Here is a 4,706-nt window from a genome sequence, read left to right as displayed (position 1 = left end):
GCCGCACCGGACGCCGATGCCCGATCCTCGAGTCCCACACCGCAGGCCACCGACATGACACGCACCGAACTCTCCGAAGCCGACCTCGTCGGCATGTGGATCACCGAGAACGGCCATATCCGGCTCGAGCTGCTGGCCGGCGGCCGCTATGACGAGGCGCGCGGCGCCCGGCGCAGCGCCTATACCGGCAGGTGGGAGATCCGCGGCCCGGGCCGGATCTTCTTCGCCGACGATTCCGGCTTCACCGCCACCGGCACCGTCGCCGACGGAACCCTGGAGGTCGGCGGCGACCGCTTCCGCCGGGACGGGCGCTGGGACTGAGCGGCACGCCGTCCTATCATCCCGGCAATCGAGGAGAAGGACGGCATGATCCGCATCGACCATCTCGACCACCTGGTGCTGACCGTGGCCAGCATCGAGGCGACCTGCGACTTCTACGCCCGCGCGCTGGGCATGACGGTCGAGACCTTCGGTCAGGGAAGGAAGGCCCTGCGCTTCGGCACCCAGAAGATCAACCTGCACCAGGCCGGCCGCGAGTTCGAGCCGAAGGCGCTGCGGCCGACGCCGGGCTCGGCCGATCTCTGCTTCATCGCCGCGACGCCGCTGGAGGAGGTGATGGCCTATCTCCAGCGGCTCGGCATCGTCCTCGAGGAAGGCCCGGTGCCCCGCAGTGGGGCCACCGGGCCGATCCGCTCGGTCTATCTCCGCGATCCCGACCGGAACCTGATCGAGATCTCGAACCCGGTCTGAGGCGCGGTCACCCCTGGCTGGCGAAGCGTTCGATCAGCCAGCGGGTCGCGGGGCCCGGCGGCGTGTCGCCGCGGTGGATCGCGCTCAGCGTGTAGACCGCGGCGCGCCAGTCGCCGAGGTCGAGCTCGACCAGCCGGCCGGCCTCGATATCGCCGCGCACGACCGGTTCGGGCATGCTGCCCCAGCCAACCCCGGCCAGCAGCAGGGCGTGCTTGGCCCCGAGATCGGCCAGCCGCCACGTCGTCCGGGCGAACACGCCGAAATCGTGGCCTCGGGTCAGCGGCGACCGGTCGGTCAGCACCAGCTGGATGTGGTCGCGCGCCGCCGCGACGGCAGAGCCGCGGAGGCCGGCCAGCGGGTGGAACGGGGCGGCGACCGGCACCAGCTGCACACCGCCGATCCAGATCCGTTCCAGTCCGGTGCCGACGGTCAGCGGGCCGGCGATGCCGACCATGGCGGTGCCGTCCAGCACCAGCTGCGCCACCGCGCCCAGCCCTTCGACGTGCAGCCGCAGCGGCACGCTCGGGAATGCCGCCTGGAACGCCTGCAGCGCGTCGACCAGGCGTGCCGTCGGCAGCATGACGTCGACGACCAGCGAGACCTCGGGCTCCAGCCCCTCCAGCAGGCCCCGCACCCGGGCACGCAGCAGGTCGACACCCTGGGCCACGGCCTGGGCCTCGGTCAGCACCGCGCGGCCGGCCGGGGTCAGGCTGGGCTTCCGCGTCGCCACCCGGTCGAACAGCGCCAGGCCCAACTGGGCCTCGAGATTGTCGATCGCATAGGTGACGGCGGAGGTGGCGCGGTTCAGGCGCCGCGCCGCCGCGGCGAAGCTGCCGGCCTCGACCACGGTGAGAAGCACCTGGAGCTGGTCGAGGGTGGGCGTACCGGGGCTGGGCATTTCTGAGATCCTGAAAAGATCGTTCAGGATTATCAGGATTTCTCGAAATATGAACTGGTCATAGAGTCCCGCGACCATCCTCCCTTCCTGCGGCAGAAAGACCGTTCCATGACCCCTTCGACCTCCTGGCCCCCGGCCTTCGGCCGGCTGCTGATTGCCATCCTGTTCCTGCTCAGCGGCCTGTCCAAGATCGCGGCGCCGGACGCCATCATCGGCTATATCGGCTCGGTCGGCCTGCCGGCACCCCAGCTGGGCTATGCCATCGCGCTGATCGTCGAGATCGGCGGCGGCCTGCTGCTGGTCGTCGGCTTCCAGACCCGCATGGTCGCCCTGGTGCTGGCGGTGTTCACGGTGGTGGCGGCCCTGGCGTTCCACAACGATTTCGCCGACCAGAACCAGATGATCCACTTCCTGAAGAACATCGCCATCACCGGCGGTCTGCTGCAGGTCGCCAGCTTCGGCGCGGGCAGCTTCAGCCTGGATGCGCGCCTGGGCCGGGCCGTGGCGAAGCCGGCGTCATAGGCTTCCCGGTCAAGTCGCCGGGGCGATCGGCTCAAGCAAACACAATGTTCATTGCGCGGCCCGGCCGATTCTCGTTCATGATACGTTCTATGAACAAGGCGCATTCCGTCCCGACCCCTCAACCCGCTCCGCCGACCATAGATCCGGCCGAGGCGGAGCGGGCCGGGCGCATGCTCGACCGACTGGCCGAGATGGCGATGGAGCAGGCCGAGGCGACGCATCAAAGCCTGCTGGCCGCCACCCGGGCCGGCGACGCCGCCCAGGCCAAGGATTTCGGCCTCGCCTTCGACCGCGCCGCCCGCGGCCTCCGCCGCACCTTGGCGCTCAAGTTTCGCCTGATCCGCGACCGGCAGGAGATGGCCGACAAGGCGGCCGCCCAGGCCCGCGACCGGGCCGCGGAGACGGCGCGCCGCCGCCGCCAGGTGGCGGGCCTCGTCACCCGCTCGATCGCCGCCAACGGCAGCCTCTATGGCGGGGATCTGGAGAAGGCCACGTCCTGGATGTGGGAGCGGCTGATCGAGGATGACGGCATCGACGCCGCCCTGCTCCTGGCCGGCCACCCGATCGAGGAGATCGTCATCCGCCTGTGCCGGGAGATGGACATCCGGCCGGACCTGGTGCTGGAGCCGGCCGATCCCGACCGGCCGGCGGAGGACGAGCCGACCGGGCCTTATGCCGCCTTCCCGACCATGGACGCGCTGATGGAGGGCGACGAGCCGAAGGCGCCCTGGTGGCCGATCCTGGGGCCCGGCAGCGGCCGGTACCAGCGCTTCCAGGCCGCCAAGGACGGCCGGCCCGACGGACCGCCCTATTGGTGGGACACCGTCACCGGCACCCGCCTCGACCGCCCGCCCTGGAAGCTCAAGCCCGACGGCAGCGGCTGAGCCGCTGTTTGCCCCCGACAGTCTCTCACCCGCCCAGCCTTTCCACTCTCCCCCTCCCCTTGTGGGAGGGGGACGAGGGGAGGGGGAGGATGAATGGGCGGTTTGCAGCCCGGCCTCATCCCCACTCCCCCCGCTTCTTGCCGGCGCGGTACTGCTTGTGCCGCTGGATCCAGACCTTGCGTGCCCGCTCCCGGGCCAGCGGGTCCTCCTTGCGCTCGAGATGCGCCAGCTCGCGCTGCAGCTTGCCCCAGCTGCGCCAGCGCTCCGGGTCCAGGCTGCCATCCTCCAGCGCGGCGCGCACGGCGCAGCCGGGCTCGCTGCCATGGCCGCAATCGGCGAAGCGGCACTCCGCCGCCAGCACCTCGATGTCGGCGAAGGCCGCGGCGACGCCGTCCCCGGCCTCCCACAGCCCCAGCTCGCGCATGCCCGGCGTGTCCAGCACCAGCCGGCCATTCGGCAGCAGTACCAGCTCGCGATGGGTGGTGGTGTGGCGGCCGCGGGCGTCGTCCTCGCGGATCGCGCCCGTCGCCATCAGCTCCACCCCGGCCAAAGCGTTGACCAAGCTGGATTTGCCGACGCCGGAGCTGCCCAGCAGCACCGCTGTCTGGCCCGGTGCGAAGCAGTCCCGCAGAGCCTCGACGCCCTCGCCGGTGACCGCGGAGACGACGTGGACCGGCACGCCCAGCGCCACGGCCTCGATCTCGGCCAGCGGGCCGTCGCGGTCGTCGCACAGATCGGCCTTGGTCAGCACCACGACGGGGGAGGCGCCGCTCTCCCACGCCGTGGCCAGATAGCGTTCGATGCGCCGGGGGTTCAGGTCGGCGTTCAGCGAGGCGGCCAGAAAGGCGACCTCGACATTGGCGGCCACCACCTGGCCCATCGGGCGGCCGGGCCCGGCGGCCTTGCGGGTGAAGGCGCTGCGCCGCGGCAGCACGGCGTGGATGGTGGCGCTGCCCTCGTCGGGACGCAGGGCAGCGGCCACCCAGTCGCCGGCCACGGGATAGTCGCCCTCCAGCGCCTCATGGGCGAAGCGGCCGGAGAGCTGCCCGGTCATCTCGCCCAGCGGGGTGACCAGGTGATAAGCGCCGCGCTGCTGCACGATCACGCGCGCCGGGCTCAGGCCACGGGCGGCATGGGGATGGAACGCATGCTGGAGCGCCGGGCTCCAGCCGTAATGATCGATCAATGGGAGATCCTCGATCGGGAAGCCTGTCAGGCGCCGGCCGAGGGACCCTGGATGTCAGATGGTCGGAACGGCGGCGCGGCGAGGGGAGGCGCGGAGCGCGCGGACAATGGCAGCCATCGTTCTAACCCTCCTTTCCGGGCCGTTCATGGACATCGTCAGCGATAACCGGCGGCGGGGCCGACGTCAAGCCGGGCGTCCAGCCCGGATATCTCACACCCCCTGCGTCCTGCGCCGGTTCAAAATGCCGACGGGGCAGGAGAGCGGCGCAGCGCGATGCCTTTGCATCGGGCAAGCCGTTCGACGCACCCTGTCGGCATTTTCAACCGGCCCGAAGGGTCGTCTTGCGGTGGCCGCCTGCGGGGGCGGGCCGCTCAACCGTATGTCCCTATACGCTTTTCGCGTCCCGCCCCCGCATCCGACTCACCGCAAGACGACGCAGGGCGTAGGGGGTGTGAGATTTCCGGGC

Annotated in this window: 6 protein-coding genes; 4 read left to right on the top strand and 2 right to left on the bottom strand. The window is 71.0% G+C overall.

Annotated elements, in window-relative coordinates:
- Window positions 1-54 precede the first annotated feature (54 nt).
- Window positions 55-321, top strand: a complete 267-nt coding sequence (locus tag ABDW35_RS32560; RefSeq protein WP_343718001.1) for an Atu4866 domain-containing protein — start codon at window positions 55-57, stop codon at window positions 319-321.
- Between the two features lie 48 nt (window positions 322-369).
- Window positions 370-750, top strand: a complete 381-nt coding sequence (locus tag ABDW35_RS32555) for a VOC family protein (RefSeq protein ID WP_343718002.1) — start codon at window positions 370-372, stop codon at window positions 748-750.
- Window positions 751-757: 7 nt separating this feature from the next.
- On the opposite strand, the gene ABDW35_RS32550 is transcribed toward ABDW35_RS32555, so the two are convergent.
- A complete protein-coding gene (locus ABDW35_RS32550) occupies window positions 758-1,648 on the bottom strand; it encodes a LysR family transcriptional regulator (RefSeq protein ID WP_343718000.1) in 891 nt (296 codons plus the stop codon).
- A gap of 108 nt (window positions 1,649-1,756) precedes the next feature.
- Between ABDW35_RS32550 and ABDW35_RS32545 the strand changes: the two genes are divergently transcribed.
- Together ABDW35_RS32545 and ABDW35_RS32540 are read left to right on the top strand one after the other, a co-directional pair.
- Window positions 1,757-2,170, top strand: coding sequence for a DoxX family protein (locus tag ABDW35_RS32545; RefSeq protein WP_343717999.1), 414 nt, complete (start codon window positions 1,757-1,759; stop codon window positions 2,168-2,170).
- A 170-nt stretch (window positions 2,171-2,340) separates the two neighbouring features.
- Window positions 2,341-3,054 (top strand): hypothetical protein, encoded by a 714-nt coding sequence (locus tag ABDW35_RS32540; RefSeq protein ID WP_343717998.1) that lies wholly within the window; start codon window positions 2,341-2,343, stop codon window positions 3,052-3,054.
- A gap of 115 nt (window positions 3,055-3,169) precedes the next feature.
- On the opposite strand, the gene rsgA is transcribed toward ABDW35_RS32540, so the two are convergent.
- Complete coding sequence (gene rsgA / locus ABDW35_RS32535) at window positions 3,170-4,240, bottom strand: ribosome small subunit-dependent GTPase A (protein ID WP_343717997.1); 1,071 nt, start codon at window positions 4,238-4,240, stop codon at window positions 3,170-3,172.
- Window positions 4,241-4,706: the final 466 nt, after the last annotated feature.

Origin of the sequence: Inquilinus sp. (assembly GCF_039594555.1) — a bacterium.
Classification (GTDB): Bacteria; Pseudomonadota; Alphaproteobacteria; order DSM-16000; family Inquilinaceae; genus Inquilinus.
The sequence above is the reverse complement of the archived record's forward strand: the minus strand, read 5'-3'. Positions and strand labels throughout refer to the sequence as shown.